We start from the raw sequence: 20,744 nt of genomic DNA on the forward strand, positions 1-20,744 counted from the left end.
GTATCTAATCCTGTTCGCTCCCCACGCTTTCGCTCCTCAGCGTCAGTAACGGCCCAGAGACCTGCCTTCGCCATTGGTGTTCTTCCCGATATCTACACATTCCACCGTTACACCGGGAATTCCAGTCTCCCCTACCGCACTCCAGCCCGCCCGTACCCGGCGCAGATCCACCGTTAAGCGATGGACTTTCACACCAGACGCGACGAACCGCCTACGAGCCCTTTACGCCCAATAATCCGGATAACGCTTGCACCCTACGTATTACCGCGGCTGCTGGCACGTAGTTAGCCGGTGCTTATTCAACAAGTACACTCAACAACCAAAAGGCCGCCTTGCTCCTTGATAAAAGAGGTTTACAACCCGAAGGCCTCCATCCCTCACGCGGCGTCGCTGCATCAGGCTTGCGCCCATTGTGCAATATTCCCCACTGCTGCCTCCCGTAGGAGTCTGGGCCGTATCTCAGTCCCAATGTGGCCGGTCACCCTCTCAGGCCGGCTACCCGTCGAAGCCTTGGTAAGCCATTACCTCACCAACAAGCTGATAGGACGCGACCCCATCCCATACCGGTAAACCCTTTCCCACAATCGCATGCACTCATGTGGAACATTCGGCATTACCACCCGTTTCCAGGAGCTATTCCAAAGTACAGGGCAGGTCAGTCACGCATTACTCACCCGTTCGCCACTCTCACCCCCAAGCAAGCTTGGAAGATCCCGTTCGACTTGCATGTGTTAAGCACGCCGCCAGCGTTCATCCTGAGCCAGAATCGAACCCTCCACAAAAAAACTTGCAAAGAGAACCAACAATGACTCTCATACATATTGACGGAACATCCTATAAGGAAGGACATTCACACAAAAACCTTGCCATCCATTACCTGCTCACACAGACCCACCACCACAAACAGCAGCAGGCGGACAACAAACTGGCAATCAAAACATTGACTCTAAAAAGTAGTACAAACACGCTCTTGAGTTCTCAAACCACCACCACACCAGCAAACCCACAACCCAAGAAGAGAAGCTCGCTTGCCGAGCGGCAACAGGTGATTAACTTACACGCACCAGCCACCAAACGCAAACCGGCAACACAAAAAACGGCCAAAACCGTTGCAACAACAGGTATCCATCGGCGTGTCGCAGAGCCGTCAATCCGTCCCGATCGCCGGCCTCGCCACACTCCAAGCCGCTACCGCACAGACTAATCCCCGCAGGAAACGCCAACGTGAACGCGACACGACATATGCGCGAACCACAACAATCCTCCGCGCATCACACCGCGACACGTCCAGCCGCATCGTCAACCAGACGACCGTCATGCAAACCAGCATCCGCACCGCCAACAGCGATGCCGGCCAAGCCGTCATTCGCGTCGCCGACGGCACCGCCGGTCGTTCCGCCGGCAGCGGCTCCGGCGGCGGCATGCCGCATCGCCATCACCGGCCGCTCGCGGTTCCGCCGCCGCAGCGCGACAATCGCAATCCAACCGACGACCAGCAATCCGACGCCGATCATCACGCCGACCGTACGGCCATCGATCACGTCGCTCGGATCCGGCGCCGGCACCGGAATCGCCACGCGGTGACCGGACACCAGCAGTCGGTGCGTGTTCACGCCGTACGGCGTGCACGTCATCAGCGTCACGCGATCCTGCCCGTTCACGATGCGCAGCAGACGAGTGTCGTCCGGCTTGATCACGCTGATCCGGTCCACCTCGTACGCGAGCGTCTCCCCCATTACTTCGATGTAGAAGAAGTCGCCCTTCTGCATTTCGTCGAGTCGTGTGAACATGAGCGCCTCGACCAATCCGCGATGGCCGGTGATCACCGAATGCGTCGACTTGCCGCCCACCGGCAGGCTCGTGCCGTACAGGTGCCCCGCACCGGATGCGAGCGCCTCCTGCGACGTGCCGTGGTAGATCGGCAGGTCGATCGACACTTTCGGCACGCGCACGGTGCCCATAATGCCGCCGCCCGTGTCGAGCTGCGCCTGATAGTCCTTGTCCTTGGCCGACGTGGTGTCCTCGCCTTTGGCCTGAGAGCCGCCGCCCTGCGTTGAGAACGGGTCGATCGCCTCGCCCAGCACCGGTTGCCCGGATGCGGCGAGCCGTTTGTTGTATTCGCGCGCCGACGCGAGTTCGTCGCTCACTTTTTGCGGCGACCAGCCGGCGACGCGCGCGGCGATCGCGTCCGACGTGCGCTGCAGTTCGACCGCGTTGCGGTATTGCAGCGCGAGCGGATATCCGGCAACGGCGATCGCCGCGATCAGAAGCAGCACCGCGAACGCTCGCATCGTGATCAGCGACCGGCGCAGTTTGCGGCGCAGGATCATCACGTCTTTCACGTTGATCGCTTCGGCGAATGATTGCGGCGTGAACGACGATTGTGCGGACACCGACGCCCGTGACGACGCCCGTGACGACGACGTGGGCGCTGCGACGCGACCGGCATGCCGGCGATCGTCACGTCGCGTAGGCCCGTCAGCGACGGACCGCATGTCATTCCGACCGCTTTCGGCGACGGATCCTCCGCCGGATCGACCGCTGTGCCGTCCGTGCCGCGCGCCATTCCCCATCGGATCCGCCTTTCCGCCGCGCATCGTCCGCGGCAACCGAACCGTATCGGTACCATCGTAATGCGTGCGCCAGCCGAAACGAACAGTATCAACCATCATCAGGCATCTTCGCACACAACCGATCGCCAGTGGGCGGACCGGCGACGGACAAAGCCGAACGAATCACCGCGAATCCGAACAGCTTCGGACAACCCTGCGCGCGAAATCCACGTATGCCGGCGCCGGACGCGGCAACGGCTACAATCAATGCCATGAGCAAGCAGACGGTCATTCGCGTCAGCTTCGACGACGATCTCGAAGCGGCCCGTTTCCTCCAGTCATGCCGCAGGAAGGGTTTGAACGCGCAATTGGAGGACTCCCGTCCGATCGGCGACATCAAGCACAACGGCCCGGATCTGGCCGCATGGCTGCGCGCGAAACGCGGATGGCAGGTCGTGCTCGCCTCCGCGAACCGACGCAGCGCATGGAACGCGGCATGGAAAATCTCGCACGGCACACGCCGCGGCTTCGAGGACCGCATGTTCGAGGCGCGCACCGTGAACCGCAACGGCGAATGGGTGGTCGAAGCGCGTTGGAAGGGGCATCCGGCCGCCAAGAGTAAGGACAGGGACAAGCCGGAAAGCAGCATGGAACCGCTGTTCTGATCATCAGAGATCCTTCAACGTCATAGACCACGTATACGTGATCTGCGATTAAGACAACTGCGGTGCAACAACATCGTTGTTGGAGAAACATGCATGCACCCGGATCGGCGTACACGGTCGAACACCTCATCGATACGCACCGGCGTATCACTGCGATGTCGACGATGTCGCCGATCCGGACATACCACGCCTAAACAAGATGGTCGCGCAGGATCTCATCATGGACGCCGTCGCGACTTGCGGCCGCTACGCCTGGAACACGTCGGGATGCTTCGGATCGCCCGGCTCGTCCGCAAGAATGCCCTCGATGCCGAGGAATTCCTTCCAGAATTCGAGCGGCTGGCCGTATGGCGACGAATTGCGGCCGTGCGCCTGCAGGTTGGCCTTCGCTTCGAACACGTCCTCCTCGCGGATGCCGTCGAAGTAGCTGACGAGCCGCTGGCGGTTCGACGGATCGTAGAACAGCGACGCGATGATTTCGGTGAGTCGTTCGGCGCGTGCAACCGGCAGCGAATCCCAGTGGCGCAGTTCGATGAAGTTCTTGAGCCGCACGTCGTTGAAATGCGTGGAGATGATGTGGTTGATCTCGTACGGGTTGAGTTCGCGGTCCGGGTACACGTCGCCCGCGTTCTCGTAGAACGCCGGATGGTGCAGTTCCTTGCCACTCAGTCCCTCGGCTTCGGGCGTGTGCGTCAGGTCGGCGAACATGAGCGGCGTGGACAGCACGTCGATCGCATAATCCTCCCAACCGAAACGCGGGTCGAACAGGCCGGGGATCACGTTCGTGCGCTGGAAGTCGAGATAATCCCACATGCGCTGGCGCAGCAGCGGCCACGGGTTCGGCTCGCCCTCGAAATACGGCGTGTTGCGGAAATACCAGGCGAGAATCGGCCCGACGATCGTGCCGAGACGCAGCTTTTCGATCGAATCCTGCTCGTCGACGTAGTCGATGCTCACCTGCGTGGACGACGAGCAGCGCATCATGCACGGGCCGAACTGGCCGACGCGGCCGAGATATGCGGTCATCGCGTCGTAGCGGTCCTTCGGATTGACCTTGACGTCCGCATAGCTGGACTTCGGCTGGTAGCCGTAGTTGACGAGGCGGAAGTCGAGTTCGTCGAGCACCGGGTCGACGTCGCGGCGGAACGTGCGGTACAGCGTGTTGAGATCCTCGGGCTTCTTGAGAATGCCGAGCGAACATTCGACCTGACCGCCCGGCTCGAGCGACACGGTGATGCCCTCGCGCGCAAGACCAACCAGATGGTCGTTCTCCCAGTACTCCTTGTCCTTGTCGTAGTACGGGGCGATGCGACGCAGCAGTGTTTCGATGCCGTTCGGCTCGTAGTAGCTCACCGCCGTATCGTCGCTGTTATGCACCGGCAGATGCTCGATCTCCACGCCGAAGCCGCCCGTGCCGCGTTTGGACCGGCCGTGCTCGAAGAAGTCGAGCAGGCTCTGGACGTGCTTCGGATTCGGCTTGGCCAGCAAATGGGCATAACTGATACGCGGTGTACTCATGCGCCCAGCTTAGCCGAAAGCCGTCCGGCGACGCGGCCGGACGGCTATATGGAAAATCGATAACAGACTAGAGTGCCTGCCGTCAGTCGGCGGACGCGAAGCCCTGCGGCTCGCCGGCAGCGGCGAATTTGGCGTCGTGGGCCTTTTTCGCCGCCGCGATCATGAGCTTGATGCGGTTGAGCTGGTTCGCCTCGCTCGCGCCCGGATCGTAGTCGATGGAGACGATGTTGGCCTCCGGGTGCAGGCGGCGGATCTTGCCGAACATGCCGCGGCCGGTCACGTGGTTGGGCAGGCAGGCGAACGGCTGCGCGCAGATCACGTTCGGGCAGCCCTGTTCGATCAGTTCGAGAATCTCCGCGGTGAGCAGCCAGCCTTCGCCGGCCTGCACGCCGATCGACGTGACTTCGGCGGCCTTCTTGACCAGCTCGGGCATCGGATCGTCCTGCTTGAACTTGCCGTGCGCGGTGGCGATTGCCGCCTTGATCGGCGCGTTGTACCGGTCGAGCCCCCAGCGCATGAGCGCGTACAGCTGCTGGTTGCCGCCCATGCCGAGGTTGCGTTCGTTCCAGTCGGTGATGTACGGGCGGGTCGTCATGAACTCCATGATGCCGGGCACCACGGCCTCGCAGTCCTGCGATTCGATCACGTCGACCACGTGGTTGTTCGCGTCCGGCTGATACTTGACGAGGATCTCGCCGACGACGCCGACGCGCACCTTGCGCGGAATGTCGCGCAATGGCAGTGCGTCGAAGCTTTTCACGATCTCCTTGGCGAGTACCGGATACGGCAGGTACGCTTTCTTGAGCCACGGCGTCTTGGCCGCGGTCTTGGAGAAGCGTGGTGTTCGAGCGTCTCGCGCACGATCACGTCCCACTGCTCATACAGGCGGTTCGCCGCACCCGGCTCGACCTCGTACGGGCGCACGCGGTACAGGCACTTCATGAGCAGGTCGCCGAGGATCAGCGCCTTGATTGCGCGGTGCAGCAGCACCGGCGTGGCCTTGAAGCCCGGGTTGTCCTCGAGGCCCTGCGTGGAGATCGCGATGACCGGGATCTGCGGATAGCCCGCGTCAATCAGCGCCTTGCGGATGAGGCCGAAGTAGTTGGTCGCGCGGCACATGCCGCCGGTCTGCGTGATGGCGAGCGCGACGTGGTCGGGATCGTACTTGCCTTGGATGATCGCGTCGATGAGCTGCCCGATGACCATGATGGCCGGGTAGCAGGCGTCGTTGTTCACGTATTTGAGGCCGGTTTCGACGTCCCCGCGGCTGGCGTGCTTGAGGATGTCGAACTTGTAGCCGCCGGAGCGGATGACCGCTTCGACGAGGGACATGTGGATCGGGCTCATCTGCGGGGCGACGATCGTGTAGTCCTTCTTCATGTCCTTGACGAACTTCTGACGGTGCGCGTAGCGCGACATGGTCGCGTTGTTGTGGCCGGACTTGGCCTTTTGGGCGGTCTTGCCGGGTGTGTCCACCGTGCCGTCGGATCCGGCGAGCACGGTCTTGGCGTTGACGGCCGCTTCGATGTCGCGCTGTGCGGCGAGGCGCGAGGCGCGGCGCACCGATTCGGTGAGCTTCGGGTTGGCGGCCATCGTCGTGTCGAGCAGGACCTGACGGCCCGGGGTGGGCGCTTGCGAACCGGTCTTGCGGAATCCGGTCGATTTCGGCGCGGCGGACTGGGCCGTTTCGTCGTCAGCGACTGCCGAATCGGCGGCCGCGCGCTTGGCTTCCGCTGCCTTGACCGCGGCCTGCGCGGCGGCGAGCTGTTCCTTCGCCGCGGCGAGCTGCGTTTCGGCGGCGGCCAGATCGGCCTGTGCCTTGGCCTGGGCGGCCTCGCGCGCCTTGATTTCGGCGGCGGACGGCGCGGCGACGATCGTCTGGTCCTGTTTGCCGACGAGCTGCGCGGCGGACGAACCGGTCGCGCCGGCACCGGCCGCACCGGCTCCGTGCGCGGCGGACACGGCCGCGACGGCCTTCGCCTTGTTGCGTTCGCGCTCCTCGACCGCGGCCTTGAGCGAGCGCAGACGGATCTTCGCCGCACCCAGGTTCGACACTTCGTCGATCTTGAGCAGCGTATACACGTCGGCCTTGTCGGCGAGAATCTCCGACACCTGATCGGTGGTGATCGCGTCGAGGCCGCATCCGAACGAGTTGAGCTGCACGAGCTCGAGTCCCGGATACGAGGCGACGAAGTGCGCCGCCGCGTACAGGCGCGAATGGTACGCCCACTGGTTGGTCACGCGCAGCGGCATGCGGTTGACACTCACCTTGCGATCGCCGACGTGGCGGAAGCCGTTCGCGTTCTTCTTGCGCGGGTCCTCCTCGCCGGCGGACAGGAATTCGGTCAGGTCGAGCTTCTGGCCCGGCTGCAGTTCGCAGATCGAGTCCTCGGAGAGCACGACCATGCCGAGCGAACAAATCGTCTCGGGAATGCCGTGGTTGATCTCCGGGTCGACGTGGTACGGGCGGCCTGCGAGCACGATGCCGCGGCAGCCGTGCTCCTTCATATAGGCGAGCGCCTTCAGGCCTTCCTGCTGCACGTCGTTCTTGAACACCTTGTCTTCGGCGTACGCGGCCTTGACGGCCGTCTCGGCCTCTTCGCGCGTCACGTTCGCCCACGCGAACTCCTCGACGATGCGGTCGACCATGAGCTCGTGGTTAGCGAGGTTGAAGTACGGGTGCATGTAGCGCACGCCGTCTTCGCGCAGTTCGGGCATGTTCGCGCCGACGACGAGCGGATAGTTCGCCACGACCGGGCAGTTGTAGTGGTTGTCGGTGTTGGGCACGAGGTTGTCCTCGTAGCTCACGCACGGGTAGAAGATGGTCTTGACGCCCTTGTTGAGGAGCCACTTGATGTGCCCGTGCACGAGCTTGGCCGGGTAGCAGATGTTCTCGGATGCGATCGATTCGATGCCCGTCTCGAACAGTTCGTGCGAGCTGCGGCCGGAGATCATGACCTTGAAGCCGAGCGACGTGAGCAGCGTGAACCAGAACGGGTAGTTCTCGTACATGTTGAGCGCGCGCGGAATGCCGATTTCGCCGCGCGTGGCTTTTTTGTCCGTGAGGCGACGGTAGGCGAAGCAGCGCTTGTACTTGTAGTCGTACAGGTTCGGTCGGTCGGAGCGTTGCTTTTTCGCGTCGCCGCCGCGTTCGCAGCGGTTGCCGGTCACGAATCGCGAGCCGTCGGAGAACGTGGTGACGGTGAGCTTGCAGTGGTTCTGGCACAGCTTGCACACGTCGCGTTCGGTGGTCATCGACAGGTGATCGAGTTCGTCGCCGGTCAGGATCGACGATGCGGTGTGATGCACGCCGTCGACGACGACTTCGTTCGCGTGATCGGCCGCAACGTCGGACGTCGCGTCGCCCGTATCGTTCGCGCCAACGTTTGCCGTATCGTTCGTCGATTCGGCCGACGTGCCGTCCGCGAGCACGTGCTCGTGATCGTCGTCGGCGACGTCCTCGTAGTGCATGCGCGCGGTGAGCGCCGCGCCGTACGCGCCCATGAGGCCGGCGATGTTCGGTCGCGTCACCTCGCGTTCGGTGAGCAGTTCGAACGCGCGCAGCACGGCATCGTTGAGGAATGTACCGCCCTGCACGACGACTGTGTCGCCAAGTTCGCCGGAATCGCGCAGTTTGATGACCTTGTACAGCGCGTTGCGCACGACCGAATAGCACAGGCCGGCGGCGATGTCCTCGATCGAGGCGCCTTCCTTCTGCGCCTGCTTGACGGACGAGTTCATGAACACGGTGCAGCGCGAGCCGAGATCGACCGGATGCGTGGACGCCAAAGCTTTCTGCGTGAATTCCTGAATGGTCAGGCCCATCGACATGGCGAAGGTTTGCAGGAACGAGCCGCAGCCGGACGAGCACGCCTCGTTGACGGCGATCGAGTCGATCACGCCGTCGGTGATGGCGAGGTACTTCATGTCCTGGCCGCCGATGTCGATCACGGCGGTAACGCCAGGGCTCACCATTTCAGCGCCGCGGTAGTGCGCCATCGTTTCGACCACGCCTTCGTCCAAGTGCAGTCCGGTGGTGATGAGGCCTTCGCCGTAGCCGGTCGCGCAGGATCGCGCAATCCACGCGCCTTGAGGCAACTGGGACTGGATCTGCTTGACGATGTTGATGGCGGCCGTCAGCGGGCTGCCCTCGTTGTTCGCGTAGGAGGACCACACGATTTCGCGGTCGTCGTTGACGAGGGTCGCCTTGATGGTGGTCGAACCCGCGTCGATGCCAAGGAAGTGCGGGCCGTGCGCGCCCTCGAGCGTGCCGATGTGGATGTGCTCGCGGTGGTGGCGCTTGTTGAACGCCTCGCGGTCGGCCTCGGTCGGGAACAGCGGCGGCATGGTGGGCGTGTTGGACGGGAGGTTCTTGAGCTCGTCGAGCCGCTTGAGAATGTCGTCGCAGGTGCGCGCCTCGAAATGGTGACCTTCGTCGTCCTTGTCCATGTCGGCCTGCAATGCGGCGCCGTAGGCGACGTACAGGTGCGCGTTGGTCGGCACGATGAACTCGTCGACCTTGCCGTCGAGCGCGCGCTGGAACGCGGCGCGCAGCTCGCTCATGAAGAACAGCGGACCGCCGAGGAAGATGACGGTGCCATGGATCGGGCGGCCGGAGGCGAGGCCGGCGATGGTCTGCGTGGCGACGGCCGTGAAGATCGACGCGGCGAGGTCCGGCTTGGCGGCGCCATCGTTGATGAGCGGCTGCAGATCGGTTTTGGCGAACACGCCGCAGCGCGACGCGATCGGATACAGGTTCTCGTAGCTTTTCGCCATTTCGTTCAGGCCGGACGCGTCGGTGTCGAGCAACGTGGCCATCTGGTCGATGAACGCGCCGGTGCCGCCCGCGCACGAACCGTTCATGCGCTGCTCGGGAGTGGGCTTGAGGTACGTGATCTTCGCGTCCTCACCGCCGAGCTCGATGATGACGTCCGCCGCCGGGTATTCCTTGTCGATCGCCTCGGTTTCGGCGATGACCTCCTGCACGAATGGCACGTGCATGCTGTCGGCGAGCGCGAGGCCGCCGGAACCGGTGATGGCAAGGCGGATCGGCTCGTCGCCGCGGCCCCGTCCCTCGAGTTCCTTGTGGATGTCGACGAGCAGGCCTGCCACGGTAGCGCGCACGTTGGCGTGATGTCGGCGATAGTCGGAGAAGATGGTGTCGCTCAGGGAGTCGGACTGATCGAGCACCACGGCCTTGACCGTGGTGGAGCCGATGTCGAGTCCCACGCGCAACGACTTCGTATCGTGGCGTGCCGCCGCGGTATGTGCTTCGTTCACCATGTAAACCTCTTTAACGAATTTCCGGGGCGCGAATGTTCCAGTTTTCCGGCGCTCGCGGGGTGTTCGCACTGGCGTCCGCATCCCCGGCGGCGCAACGCATTCCGCGCATTGCCCGGCCTCTCAGGTTCCTTACTTTAGTCTGTAGCCCCGCCCAAGAGACCGGCCGAACTGCCTCCCCGCCGTGATTTATCTAACAGAGGAAGCGGCGAAACCCCGCGCGTCGCCGGAGTTTGTCGGGTTGCGGGCGACCGCCATTGAAGTCGCGCGACGGAAACAACGGTTTCTCCGTCGCGCGCCCCGCTCGATCGGGCATCGCGCAATGGGATCACGACGAGGACTTCGAATCCTCCCCGGCCATGCGGTCCTTCAGGTAGATTTCGGGGATGTCTCGCTCCTGGTCGTGGAGTTTGGCCCAGATGACCGGCTTGCCGGCCGCGAACGAGGCGGGCACGTCGAGGATGCGCTGGTTCTTCGAGCCGCGGAACTGCAGCAGCGAATCGTGCTGCGACTTGATGTAGCGGCCGTCGACGAGGATGTCGATGAGGCGCAGCAGCGCCATCTTGTCCTCGGTTTCGCCGGGGCGCATGAGCTCCTCCCACGTGTAGCCGGTCCAGCACCAGATGTCCTTCTCGTGGCCGAATTCGGCGCGGATGCGTTCGGCGAGCGGCACGAGCACGGGCGTGTTCAGCAGCGGTTCGCCGCCGAGGAACGTGATGCCCTGCACCCACGGCGCCTTCAGATCGTCGATGATCTTGTCTTCGAGCCGCTGCGTGTACTCGTGTCCGGCTTGGAAATCCCAGATGGACGAGTTGAAGCAGTCGACGCAGTGGAACGGGCAGCCGGAGACATACAGCGAGTTGCGCACGCCCTCGCCGTCGGTGACGATGAACGTCTTGTAGTCGGCGATCATGCGCCGGGACATGCGCCGGCCATCCCACTGTCCGGCGCGCGGGTTGTTCGCCTCGTCGGTCGGAATCGACGGCCCGCGCCCGGTCTCCCCCGCCGCAAAATCATGCAACATCGGCGTCCTGTCCATCATCAGCCTCCTCATATAGCCTCGCAACCAACCGCAACATAACCGTCAAACGCGATCAGCCGCAAACTTTTCCGCTCCCACCAACCGTAACGTTACGCGAAAACGAGCGAGGGTCGCCGGCATGTGTTGTCTGACCGTAGGCTTGGCCGAACGGCCTTGAGTGTGTCAGACAATACATGCCGGCGACCCTTGCGGACACCTTCGCAATACCAGTAGTTACTTGGCCTCTTCGAACCACTCGCGCTCGGAGCCGTCGGCCAGCGTCACGTGGCCGGTCTCGCCGCTCATGTGCTTGACGCGGTGCGAGATCTCCTCGTGACGGCCGTGCACCATCGGGCGCTGGACCGGGTTGCCGAGGTAGCCGCAGGTACGCTTGGTCACGTTGCACTTGTCCGGGTCGGAGTTGCCGCACTCGGGGCACTTGAAGCCCTCGTCGGTCGGTTCGAAGTCACCCTGGAAGCCGCACACGAAGCAGTGATCGATCGGCGTGTTGGTGCCGAGGTAGCCGATGCCGATGTTGTAGGCGTAGTCCCACACGGCTTCGAGAGCCTTCGGGTTGTCCTGCAGGCACGGGTACTCGCAGTAGTTGATGAAGCCGCCGGAAGCATAGTACGGGAAGTCCTTCTCGTAGTTGAGCTTCTCCATCGGGGTGGGCTGCAGCCAGACCGGGTAGTGGAACGAGTTGGTGTAGAAGTCGTGGTCGGTCACGCCTTCGACGCGGCCGAACTTCTCGCGGTCCATGCGGTTGAAGCGGTCGGTGAGCGACTCGGCCGGCGTGGAGTACACGGAGTAGTGGTAGCCCTCCGCCTTGCTCCACTGCTTGCACAGCTCGCTCATGCGCTTGACGATCGAGAGCGCGAACTCCTTGCCTTCCGGATCCCAGCCGTGGTCGCGGATCCAGTTCTTGCCGTAGAACACGGCGGTGGTCTCCGCGAGGCCGATGTAGCCGAGCGAGACGGTGGCGCGCTCGTTCTTGAACAGCTGGTCGACGTTGTCGTTCGCGCCGAGGCGGCCGAACGCGCCGAAGCGGAACAGGGTCGGGGCGTTGACCGGCGTGGCCTGCTTGCAGCGCATGATGCGGAACTGCAGCGCCTGGTGGGCGACTTCCATGCGCTCCTCGAACAGCTTCCAGAAGCGGGCCTTGTCGCCGTGAGATTCGAGCGCGATACGCGGCACGTTCACGGAGACGACGCCGAGGTTCATGCGGCCGTCCTCCTCGTCCTTGCCGGTGGCCGGGTTGATCCAGCCCTGCAGGAAGGAGCGGCAGCCCATCGGCGCCTTGAAGGAGCCGGTGATCTTGACGATGTTCTCGTAAAACACGACGTCCGGGTACATGCGCTTGGTGGCGCATTCGAGCGCGAGCTGCTTGATGTCGTAGTTCGGGTCGCCCTTGTCGGCGTTCACACCGTGCTTGAGGGTGAACACGAGCTTCGGGAAGATAGCGGTGTGGTGTTCCTTGCCGAGGCCGCGGATGCGGTTGAGGAGGATCGCGCGCTGGATTTCGCGGGCGAACCAGTCAGTGCCGAGGCCGAAGCCGATGGTCACGAACGGGGTCTGGCCGTTGGAGACGCGGTTGGAGTTGATCTGGTACTCCATGGTCTGCATGGCGTCGTAGATCGACTTGCGGGTGCGGATCTTGGCGAGGATCTCGCGCTCCTGCTCGAGTTCGTCGACGTCGGTGTGGAACGGGGTGTCCATCGGCAGCGGTTCACGGTTGCCGAAGTGCAGCTTGGACGGCTCGTTGGCCTTCGCGTTCTCGACCTGGCGGCGGGCGAATTCGACCGGCATGCCGTCGGGAATGGTTTCGCGGGCTTCCTCGAGGAACTTTTCGTAGTCCTTCTTCGCGTAGACGGCGAGGTGCTCGTCGGCACGGTTGGCGGTCTGGCCGCCGTACTGGCTGGAGGCCACGTCCTTCATGATCTGCGTGATCTGCGTGGCGGCGATAGCGATGGACTTCGGGGAGGCCATCGGCGCGTTGCCGAGCGTGAAGCCGTTGGCGAGCATGTCCCAGAAGTTCGGGAGGCTGCAGTTGGACTGCGCGGTGAACGGCGAGTAGTCGGCGTCATGGAAGTGGATGTCGCCCTTCATGTGCGCGTTGGAGACGGCCGGCGGCAGCATGTTGAATGCGGCGGCCTTGGAGACGGCGCCGGCGAGCAGGTCGCGCTGCGTGGCGTACACGTTGGCGTCCTTGTTGGCGTTCTCGTGGATGAGCGTCGGGTCCTGGTTGATGAAGCGGGCGACGGCCTCGTTCACGTCGGTGGCCTTGGCGCGCTGGATGTCCTTGTCGAGACGGTAGTTGGTGTAGGCGCGCGCGACGTCGTACAGGTGCGCGTCGATGAGCGCGTGCTCGACGAGGTTCTGGATGTCCTCGATTTTGGCGGGACCGTTGTAGCGTTCCTTGATTTCGCCTTCGACCTGGTTGGCGAAGCCGCGGATGAGCTGTTCCTCTTCGGGGCCGACCTGCTTGTCGAGGTCGCCGAAGGCGGACTTCACGGCCTCGATGATGTTGACCGGGTCGAAGTCGACCACGCGGCCGTCACGCTTCTCCACCAGCACGGTGCCTACGGCGCCGCGGGTGCCCGATGCGGTGTCGTTCATCATCTGAGCTTCCATCTGAAGTCCTTCCATATGTCTGCTGTTCCTGTCTGTGTTCACTTGTCCGGACGGCCCTTTGAGGCCGGTGTAGCAGCGCCGCGCGTTCGGCGGCCTTAAGTACTGTACGGCAACCCCACCCCGATATCTAGTGGCGACCCGCCGCCCCAAACCTACATATAGTGGTCTTCGGCGGAATGACGCCGGAAAATAGCGATATGTGATTTAGGCGACGATCGACGTTCCGCGTGTCGCGGCGGGCGGTTCCTCCGGACGGTTGCCGGGGTGCCCCTGAGAGGCCCACACGAGGATACGGCATCACCGCAACGGACACGCCGTCGTCCGGCCAATGGGCGAATCTGGAGGGCATGAACCAGGATATGGGATATCAGACGGGCATGCCGTCCTTCGCGGGCGGCAATGCGCCGGCCGCGCCCAAGCCGATCGACCAGCTGCCGCGGCTGGCCAGTCAGACCACGGCGGAAAACCCGTGGCCCGTGTCCGTGCTGAGCCAGAAGTTCCACGTCGCCGTGGAAAAGTGGCCCGCCGCGTGGATCTGCGGGCAGATTACCGAGATCAACACGCGTCGCGCCGGTTCGGCGTATTTGACCGTGCGTGACGATTTTGAGGACGTGGCGATCTCCGTGTCCGGATGGCGCGATTTCGCACGCAAGGCCGCCGCATTCCGGCAAGGCGACCGCGTGGTGATCCACGGCAAGGCCGATATTTGGATCAAGCAGACGCGATTGAGCTTCATCGGCGACGATATCCGCAAGCTTGGCTCGGGCGGCGGGCTCAAGGAGCAGATCGACGAGCTGCGCCGCAAGCTCAAGGGCGAGGGCCTGTTCGACGCCGACCGTAAGATCCCCCTGCCCGAGTTCCCGTCGTGCATCGGCCTGATCTGCGCGCCGCAGGCCCGCGCCGAGGGCGACGTGATCACCAACGTGAACCTGCGCTGGCCGTCCGTCAGGTTCAAGGTCGTGCACGCGCACGTGCAGGGACCGCAGTGCCCGCCAGACATCGTCGCCGCGATCCGCATGCTGGACGCCGATCCGGACGTGGACGTGATTATCGTGGCGCGCGGCGGCGGCGCGTTCGAGGATCTGATCGGCTTTTCCGACGAATCCGTCGTGCGCGCGGCAGCGGCGTGCGCGACGCCGATCATGTCCGCGATCGGACACGAGGACGACTGGACGCTCATCGACCTCGCCGTCGACCTACGCGCGTCCACGCCGACCGACGCGGCGAAAAAGGTCGTGCCGGACGTCAACGAACAGTGGCAGCTGGTCACCGGCGCGATCGAACGCATGCGCATGCGCATCGAATCGCGCGTGTCTAACGAAATGCGGCTCGTCGACGGCTACGCGAACAGGCCGAGCCTGACCCGGCCGCTCACCATGCTCGAACCGCATCAGCGGTTCATCGACGAGGCTCGCCGCCGCATGGACATCGGTCTGCGGCGTATCACCGACGATGCGAGCCTGACGATTGAAAAGCTGCATGCGAGTCTGACCGCGCTCAGCCCGCAGTCCACGCTCGACCGCGGCTACGCCGTCGTGCAGACCGCCAGCGGGCACGTGATCGACGATCCTGCCGCCGTCTCGACCGGCGATCCGATCACCGTCACGCTCAAGCACGGACCGCTCAACGCGACCGTCTCGTAACGCGCGCGCCGGTCGATCACCGGCAACGCTTGCAGCCCCGGCATCAGCCCATCACGCAACGCCGCCGAACGACGGCAACGACCAACAGCACAAAGGAACACCATGACCGACGAAACCAGCAGCACCGCAACCCCCACCGCATCCTCCCTGACCGACAAGGAGCGCGAGGCCATCGCGCAGATGCCGTACGAGGAGGCACGCGACAAGCTCATCCAAGCCGTGCAGGCGCTCGAGGCGGGCGGCCTGAACCTCGACCAGTCCATGCGGCAGTGGGAGCTGGGCGAGGCGCTCGCCAAGCGCGCGCAGAGCCTGCTTAACGACGTCAAGGCCAAGCTCGACGCGGCGCAGGCCGAACAGGCCACCAGCGCGAACACCGCTGGAACTCAGTCCAATCTGGACTGAGTTCCCTTCGGTCTACGGCCTCACTTCGCCCGTCGCGGCATAGCCGCTCCCCTCACCTACAGACGCCCCACTGGGGCGTCTGCTTAACGGTTCGGCAGCTCAGCCCAGTCCAATCTGGACTGAGTTCCCTTCGCGACTCGCTACCGCGGCCGCTCACTTCACGGCGATCGTGGCGAGCAACGCAGCGTGATCGGACCCCGGGATCTGCTTCACCTGCAGCTGGCCGGCCGTCATGCCCTTGTCGAGCACAACGTGGTCGATGCCAGCAAACCGAGGCAGCGGAAACCGGTCAGCCGGCCACGTGAACGTGAATCCACGCCCAGCCTGCTGCGCCGCGTCCGAAAAACGATTGCCAAGAAAATCGCGGAAGGGCGCGTGGTCGGTCGTCGCGTTGAAATCGCCCATGAACACGTATCGCGAGCCCTCGTGCGCGCGCATCAGGCCAAGCTCATCCAGCGAACGTTTCCACTGACGCCAATATCCGCGCGTCGGTGACGTCGTATGCACCGACACGAACCGCACGTCCGTGCCGTCAAATTCAACCGTGCCGCCCGGCATGAACGACGCGCTCGAATTCACGTCGTCGTCGGCAGGGTCGCCGAGCGGCGTGGCGGACCACAACCCGTTGCCATACACGCCGTCCGACGTGGACACCTGCGAGTACGGCAAATAGTCGCGGATGCCGGCGTCGTCCAGCGCCCGCACGAACTCGTCGGTCGTTTCCTGCAGCGCGAGGATCTCCACGCGCTGCTCGCTGACCAGTTTGACGATCGACGCGGCGTCGGCCCGCCCCTTGTACACGTTGCACGTCATCACACGGGCGTACACGTCGCGCGTGTTCGCGGACGCGCCGGACACGGCCGCGATCGCAGCCGGCGACAGACGATCCGACGGCGAGAAAAACGGCCGCTGCCACCACGCCTGCGCGACGATGCACACGATGGCAAGCAGCATCGCAATCCAATGTTTGCCGACCCACGCGAACACGAGCGCAACGATCGCGGACAGCGCGAACCACGGCGTCACCGCGATCAGCACCGGCATGTACGGCAGCGCCTGCAGGTCGGCCGGCAACACGCGGGCAACGGAGCCCAGCAGCGAGGCCACGGCCAGCATCCACGCCAGCACGCCGGCAACGCGGCGCCATAGCGACGACGACACACCCGTCGATCCACGGCCGGAACGACCGAACCGACCAGAATGCCCGGTCCGGCGGGATGCTTCGTCCGGACGGAACCGCCGCCGGAACGGGCGGACGCCGGGCGCCGTGACGATCTGGCGGATGACGTGACGGTCGATTTGGCGGGAGTCCGGCCGGCATTGGATCGCACGGAATGTCCGGAACCCCGTGCCGCGCCCGCCGTGCCGACTCGCAAGGAGCGTCCGGCACCGTCCGTGCCGTTTCCTCGTCCGCCCGATCGGCCGTTTGCCGATCTGCGAGCACCGTTTGCCGTTGCTGCCATGCGCATCCCGTTCCTTTCCGCCACCACCATATCGTGCGGCGAGCGGCCGGCCGCACATCCGCATGAACCATTCACAGGAGCCACAACGGCATCGGCCGTCTTTGCAATGGCGCATGCGCGCTCGCGCTCCGTCATTCCCCGCGAATCTCATACGCCGTTTCGCGCATTGTCCATGTACATTCTGTACATTCTCCAAATCGAGCGGCGTTCTTCGTTGCAGGCGACGGTCGTTTCGCAAATCAAGCGACGCCACCTGAACCAATCCGGCTCAATATCCTTGCCACAACAGGCAATCATGCCGCCAAACGGCCGTTCCGCGCACATGGGCACCGCTCAATTTGCAAAACAGGTCCATATGACCTGCACAATCACATCTCGATCTGCGAATTGCCTGTTCCTCGCTGCGGCGAGGCGCTGTACGGGCCGCATGTACAATAGAACATCGTCGCCTCGGTAGCTCAGGGGATAGAGCACCGCTCTCCTAAAGCGGGTGTCGTCAGTTCGAATCTGATCCGGGGCACAGTTTTTCGGGCTTGGAATCCTGACGGTTCCAAGCCTTTTTGATATTCTTGCCGGTCTTCGCGAGCGGCTATAGCGGGCTATCGGGGTTTGTTATATGCGGGTTCTTGTGTCGCGCGGCGTTCTGTGGTTTCATGGTTGGCACGGCGGAGGGGAAGATGCGCCGGAACCACTGACAGGGGGCAACGATGGTGTATACGACGCTTGATTTTGCGGAGACGTATCTGATCAAAACGGAGGTGCGCAGGATCGAGAACCACCGGCCAAGGCCGGACTCCGACGATCCGGCCCGGCAAACGTCATTCGACGCGCTCGCCGGGCATTCGCTCGACGGCTGACATTCAGGCGGCAGCCATTCGTCCGCCCGGTCGGCAGGCCACGAGACATGTTCATGCGCGTTCGGGCAACGTGCCGGTCGGAAGCGCACGCCACTCATTCGTTCGGAACTGGTCGGAACCGGTCGGACCGGGACGCCCGCGGCCGCGACTCATGCCCGCCGCGCATGCTTCCGCCCGCTATGATGGAAGCCATTGACCCACTACCAATGGAGGCGGCATGACAGTCATCACCGATCCCCACGGCAATACCGGCAGCAATGGCAACAACGGCAACATCCCCGGCAGCGTTTCGGATGCCGCGGCGGGCGCGGGCCCCGCGCAGCCCGCGTTCGACCCGGCGCTCGCGGAACAGTTCGAGCATTGGACCGAAATCGACGGCGATCTCGACGGGCTCGACTTGTCGCCAGAACGCGCGCAGGCGTTCCGCATGAACCGCTATCAGACCGCGCTGTTCGACCTGCCACGTTCCGAATACTGGCATGATCCGGACAATGTGGACGCGATCTGCGACATCGCGTACCTGCCGGACGGCGGCACGGACCGCGCGACCGGCCAGTGCCGCGGCCATCTGCTCGACATCTACCTGCCGCATGAGGCGACGGTGCGCGGCGGGCACACGACGCCCGTCTACATCGATATCCACGGTGGCGGCTTCACATACGGGTACAAGGAGCTCAACCGCAACTTCAACACGCATCTGGCGTCGCGCGGATTCGCGGTCGTGTCGCTCAACTATCGTCCTGCCCCGCAGACCGGACTCAAGGGGCAGCTGGCTGACGTGCAGGCGGCGCTGCGCTGGCTGCGCGCGCACTTGGGCGAGTATCCGGTCGATCCGAACGCCGTGTTCGTCACCGGCGACTCGGCCGGCGGCGCGCTCGCGCTGCTCACGCTGGCGATCGAGAACAGCGCGGACGCAGCGCGCGCGTTCGGCGTCGCGGAACCGTCCGGACTGAAGTTCGCCGGCGGCGCGCTGGTGTGCGGCGTGTACTCGCTCGCCTCTCCCGCCGCGATCGAACGCGCGGGCTCGACCGGCGCCGGCTACGATCCAGCCAAGCGGCTCATGCTTGAGCAAATGCTCGGCACGGAGTTCTTCGACGGGCTCGACGCGGCCGATCCGACGTATCTGACGGCCGAGGGCATCGTCGGCAACGTCGATCTGCCACCGCTGTTCATTCTCACGTCCAGCGACGATTTCCTCGAGGCGGACGCGCTCGCGCTGGCGACCGCATTGTCGCGCAAGGGCGCCGATTTCGAGCTGTCCGACCGCAAGGTCGCGCGTCACGAAACGCTCGGTCACGTCTATCCGGTCGGCATGACGTGGCTGGACGAAAGCCAGCGGGCGCTCGACGACATCGCGCGGTTCTCGTTCGACCGCTGCTGAGCGTGCCATGCGACGATCGTCGCGCTACGGAACGGGGTGATGACCGCGCTTCGCGGCCATCACCCCGCCATTCAGCCGACGCCAGAGCGTCAGCCTGCGGCCGCTGTTCCGTTCGAGACCGGCTATGCGCGCGCGGCGAGCACCGCGTCGATGACCGCGGCGACGCCCCGGTCGTTGTTGCTCGGGGCCAGCCAGCCCGCGTGCTCGTGCATATGCTCCTCGGCGTTCGCGACCACGTAGCCGTGGCCCGCCTCCTCGAGCATCTGCACGTCGTTGTACGTGTCGCCGAGCGCACACGCGTCCTTGATATCCACGCCGAGATGCTCGCACAAGCGGGCAAGGCCCGAGCCCTTGTCCACGCCGGGATTCATCATGTCGATCCACATTTTGCCGGCGTTCGTCACCGTGTAGCGGTCCGACCAGGCGTCGCGGTAGGTTTCGCGGTACACTTCCTCGGAATCGTTGCCGGGGAAGAACACGGTGTACTTGTTGACGTCGCGGTCGAGCGTGGTCAGATCGTCCATGTAGACGATCTTCTTGTAGAACGTGCGGAAGTACTCGTCATAGCGTTCGTCGCACGAGCGGATGTAGCAGGCGTCGATGCCGCAGACCGTCGGGCAGCCGCGGCCGTCGTCGAGCGTGTAGCGGATCATCCGCTGGTATTCGTCGACGGGAATGAGGCTTTCGTAGATGAGTTCGCCACGGCAGTAGATCGCCGCGCCGTTGTCCGACATCAGCGCCATGTGGCGGTCGAGTCCGGGGAACATTTCGGCCAGCGTGTAGTTCGGCCGTCCACTCGCCGCGCAGAACGTGATGCCCGCCGCGTCGAGCTCGCGGATGCGATCGGCCATATGCGGCGGCATCGTGCCGTCGTCGGCGAGCAGCGTGCAGTCCATGTCGCTCGCGATGATCGCGATCTTGTCCAGATTGGCGTCTTCGGTGAAATTCGGCAGCATGCGCGCAGGTTCCTTTCCTCTGTAGTGTTCCGTTGCGTTCCGTCACGTTTTGTCGCGTTTTATCGTGTTCCTGCTGATTCGTTCGACCATACCGCAATGCATGCTCTTCCGGCACGGTTCCGCCGTCAATTCGGTGAGGTTCGAGACCCGGTCCCGATCCCAGTCACAATCCCGGCCGCAGCCGAAGACAACAGCGAAGGCGGAGACACCTGCCGAACCGTGCCATTCCAGCCCTTCCGATACCATGGTGGGCGGTGGTTTGGCACGGATACGACCGCTATGCGGACGAACACGACAACGGCGCCGCACGGGGCGGCCGACCTGCGCAAACCTAGGAACGGCGGAATTCCAACCTTTATTTAAGGAGTAACTGCA

12 protein-coding genes, 1 tRNA gene, 1 rRNA gene and 2 pseudogenes are annotated in these 20,744 nt (G+C 63.9%); 7 read left to right on the forward strand and 9 right to left on the reverse strand.

The genetic code is table 11. From position 1 onward, the window contains the following. Nucleotides 1-782, reverse strand: a 16S ribosomal RNA gene (locus BBIA_RS00855); the annotation flags it as partial. 23 nt (nucleotides 783-805) lie between these two features. Here BBIA_RS00855 and BBIA_RS14060 point away from each other — a divergent pair. Next, nucleotides 806-1,204: a hypothetical protein gene (locus tag BBIA_RS14060; protein WP_156103654.1), complete on the forward strand. Its 399-nt coding sequence runs from the start codon at nucleotides 806-808 to the stop codon at nucleotides 1,202-1,204. A gap of 67 nt (nucleotides 1,205-1,271) precedes the next feature. Here the strand turns inward: BBIA_RS14060 and BBIA_RS00860 are convergent, their stop codons facing one another. Beyond that, nucleotides 1,272-2,495, reverse strand: a complete 1,224-nt coding sequence (locus BBIA_RS00860) for a class C sortase (RefSeq protein ID WP_081891801.1) — start codon at nucleotides 2,493-2,495, stop codon at nucleotides 1,272-1,274. Nucleotides 2,496-2,824: 329 nt separating this feature from the next. Between BBIA_RS00860 and BBIA_RS00865 the strand changes: the two genes are divergently transcribed. Further along, nucleotides 2,825-3,217, forward strand: a complete 393-nt coding sequence (locus BBIA_RS00865) for a hypothetical protein (protein WP_033495950.1) — start codon at nucleotides 2,825-2,827, stop codon at nucleotides 3,215-3,217. Between the two features lie 246 nt (nucleotides 3,218-3,463). Here BBIA_RS00865 and BBIA_RS00870 read toward each other — a convergent pair whose 3' ends face one another. The 5 genes and pseudogenes from BBIA_RS00870 to nrdD all read right to left on the reverse strand — a co-directional run bounded on the left by BBIA_RS00870 (nucleotide 3,464) and on the right by nrdD (nucleotide 13,667). Continuing rightward, complete coding sequence (locus BBIA_RS00870) at nucleotides 3,464-4,735, reverse strand: glutamate-cysteine ligase family protein (RefSeq protein WP_033495948.1); 1,272 nt, start codon at nucleotides 4,733-4,735, stop codon at nucleotides 3,464-3,466. A gap of 82 nt (nucleotides 4,736-4,817) precedes the next feature. Further along, a pseudogene (locus BBIA_RS15145) lies at nucleotides 4,818-6,403 on the reverse strand (activase); the annotation flags it as partial. Between the two features lie 315 nt (nucleotides 6,404-6,718). Next, nucleotides 6,719-10,018, reverse strand: a pseudogene (locus BBIA_RS15150) (acyl-CoA dehydratase activase-related protein); the annotation flags it as partial. Between the two features lie 325 nt (nucleotides 10,019-10,343). Continuing rightward, nucleotides 10,344-11,054, reverse strand: a complete 711-nt coding sequence (nrdG, locus tag BBIA_RS00880; protein ID WP_152600644.1) for an anaerobic ribonucleoside-triphosphate reductase activating protein — start codon at nucleotides 11,052-11,054, stop codon at nucleotides 10,344-10,346. Between the two features lie 216 nt (nucleotides 11,055-11,270). Beyond that, the gene (gene nrdD / locus BBIA_RS00885; protein ID WP_033495944.1) at nucleotides 11,271-13,667 is read right to left on the reverse strand and encodes an anaerobic ribonucleoside-triphosphate reductase; all 2,397 of its coding nucleotides are present in this window, start codon (nucleotides 13,665-13,667) and stop codon (nucleotides 11,271-11,273) included. 347 nt (nucleotides 13,668-14,014) lie between these two features. Between nrdD and xseA the strand changes: the two genes are divergently transcribed. Next, nucleotides 14,015-15,310, forward strand: coding sequence for an exodeoxyribonuclease VII large subunit (gene xseA, locus BBIA_RS00890; RefSeq protein ID WP_033495942.1), 1,296 nt, complete (start codon nucleotides 14,015-14,017; stop codon nucleotides 15,308-15,310). A gap of 102 nt (nucleotides 15,311-15,412) precedes the next feature. Continuing rightward, nucleotides 15,413-15,712, forward strand: coding sequence for an exodeoxyribonuclease VII small subunit (locus BBIA_RS00895; RefSeq protein WP_033495940.1), 300 nt, complete (start codon nucleotides 15,413-15,415; stop codon nucleotides 15,710-15,712). Between the two features lie 153 nt (nucleotides 15,713-15,865). Here BBIA_RS00895 and BBIA_RS00900 read toward each other — a convergent pair whose 3' ends face one another. After that, nucleotides 15,866-16,828, reverse strand: coding sequence for an endonuclease/exonuclease/phosphatase family protein (locus tag BBIA_RS00900; RefSeq protein WP_051923620.1), 963 nt, complete (start codon nucleotides 16,826-16,828; stop codon nucleotides 15,866-15,868). A gap of 794 nt (nucleotides 16,829-17,622) precedes the next feature. Between BBIA_RS00900 and BBIA_RS00905 the strand changes: the two genes are divergently transcribed. The 3 genes from BBIA_RS00905 to BBIA_RS00910 all read left to right on the forward strand — a co-directional run bounded on the left by BBIA_RS00905 (nucleotide 17,623) and on the right by BBIA_RS00910 (nucleotide 19,413). Then, nucleotides 17,623-17,695, forward strand: a tRNA-Arg gene (locus tag BBIA_RS00905). 187 nt (nucleotides 17,696-17,882) lie between these two features. Then, the gene (locus BBIA_RS14065) at nucleotides 17,883-18,032 is read left to right on the forward strand and encodes a hypothetical protein (protein ID WP_156103655.1); all 150 of its coding nucleotides are present in this window, start codon (nucleotides 17,883-17,885) and stop codon (nucleotides 18,030-18,032) included. Between the two features lie 217 nt (nucleotides 18,033-18,249). After that, a complete protein-coding gene (locus BBIA_RS00910; protein ID WP_081891782.1) occupies nucleotides 18,250-19,413 on the forward strand; it encodes an alpha/beta hydrolase in 1,164 nt (387 codons plus the stop codon). 122 nt (nucleotides 19,414-19,535) lie between these two features. Here BBIA_RS00910 and BBIA_RS00915 read toward each other — a convergent pair whose 3' ends face one another. After that, on the reverse strand, nucleotides 19,536-20,369 hold the full coding sequence (locus BBIA_RS00915) for a Cof-type HAD-IIB family hydrolase (RefSeq protein ID WP_033495936.1): 834 nt from the start codon (nucleotides 20,367-20,369) through the stop codon (nucleotides 19,536-19,538). Nucleotides 20,370-20,744 lie beyond the last annotated feature (375 nt).

The sequence above is a fragment of the Bifidobacterium biavatii DSM 23969 genome (assembly GCF_000741165.1).
Classification (GTDB): Bacteria; Actinomycetota; Actinomycetes; order Actinomycetales; family Bifidobacteriaceae; genus Bifidobacterium; species Bifidobacterium biavatii.

Excerpts from the sequence above, each read along its gene's own strand:
- BBIA_RS14060 (WP_156103654.1), top strand. The coding sequence starts at position 806 with ATGACTCTCATACATATTGACGGAACATCCTATAAGGAAGGACATTCA.
- BBIA_RS00860 (WP_081891801.1), bottom strand. The coding sequence starts at position 2,495 with ATGCGGTCCGTCGCTGACGGGCCTACGCGACGTGACGATCGCCGGCAT.
- BBIA_RS00865 (WP_033495950.1), top strand. The coding sequence starts at position 2,825 with ATGAGCAAGCAGACGGTCATTCGCGTCAGCTTCGACGACGATCTCGAA.
- BBIA_RS00870 (WP_033495948.1), bottom strand. The coding sequence starts at position 4,735 with ATGAGTACACCGCGTATCAGTTATGCCCATTTGCTGGCCAAGCCGAAT.
- nrdG (WP_152600644.1), bottom strand. The coding sequence starts at position 11,054 with ATGGACAGGACGCCGATGTTGCATGATTTTGCGGCGGGGGAGACCGGG.
- nrdD (WP_033495944.1), bottom strand. The coding sequence starts at position 13,667 with ATGGAAGCTCAGATGATGAACGACACCGCATCGGGCACCCGCGGCGCC.
- xseA (WP_033495942.1), top strand. The coding sequence starts at position 14,015 with ATGAACCAGGATATGGGATATCAGACGGGCATGCCGTCCTTCGCGGGC.
- BBIA_RS00895 (WP_033495940.1), top strand. The coding sequence starts at position 15,413 with ATGACCGACGAAACCAGCAGCACCGCAACCCCCACCGCATCCTCCCTG.
- BBIA_RS00900 (WP_051923620.1), bottom strand. The coding sequence starts at position 16,828 with ATGCTGGCCGTGGCCTCGCTGCTGGGCTCCGTTGCCCGCGTGTTGCCG.
- BBIA_RS14065 (WP_156103655.1), top strand. The coding sequence starts at position 17,883 with ATGGTGTATACGACGCTTGATTTTGCGGAGACGTATCTGATCAAAACG.
- BBIA_RS00910 (WP_081891782.1), top strand. The coding sequence starts at position 18,250 with ATGACAGTCATCACCGATCCCCACGGCAATACCGGCAGCAATGGCAAC.
- BBIA_RS00915 (WP_033495936.1), bottom strand. The coding sequence starts at position 20,369 with ATGCTGCCGAATTTCACCGAAGACGCCAATCTGGACAAGATCGCGATC.